We start from the raw sequence: 494 nt of genomic DNA on the forward strand, positions 1-494 counted from the left end.
GCCGGCCACCGTGCCTTTGTCCATCGTCGCGCCGAGCCCCTTGCCGCTCGCCTTCGACGTGAATTTCTGCGCGAACGTGCCGTCCGACAGCGGCTCGACGCCCGTCTTCAGGTTGCTGAGCGCCAGCTTGAGCGCGCCGAGCGCCGAGATCTGCGTGCTGTTCCAGGCCGCCTGGTTCTTGATCTCCGCGGCCTGGCCCGCCGTCTTCGCGTTGACGAGCACCGATACGAGCCCGCTCACGTCCATCGACGTCTTGCCCGTCGCGCCGTTGATCAGCGACTGCGCGGCGTCCTGAATTTGCGACCAGACATCGCTTTGCGAGGTGGTCCCCGTCTGGGTGATCGCCATCGAATTACCCCCGTCTTGTGTGGTTGGTTTACTTCATGGTCATTCGTAATATGAAAGCATATCGCAATTATTGGAATCGGTTTGTGAAGATTGTTGTAAGCGCCGATTCAGCTGGGGCGAATGCCGGGCGCGGCGGCGCATCCGGG

At 62.1% G+C, this 494-nt stretch carries 1 protein-coding gene; it reads right to left on the reverse strand.

Going from position 1 to position 494, the window contains the following annotated elements; genetic code table 11:
- A partial coding sequence (locus J5M67_RS28025) for a flagellar cap protein FliD N-terminal domain-containing protein (RefSeq protein WP_279381592.1) occupies positions 1-348 on the reverse strand: 348 nt, incomplete at its 3' end.
- Between the last annotated feature and the right edge of the window lie 146 nt (positions 349-494).

It is taken from the genome of Pseudomonas sp. 30_B (assembly GCF_017491605.1).
In the GTDB taxonomy this organism is placed as follows: Bacteria; Pseudomonadota; Gammaproteobacteria; order Pseudomonadales; family Pseudomonadaceae; genus Pseudomonas.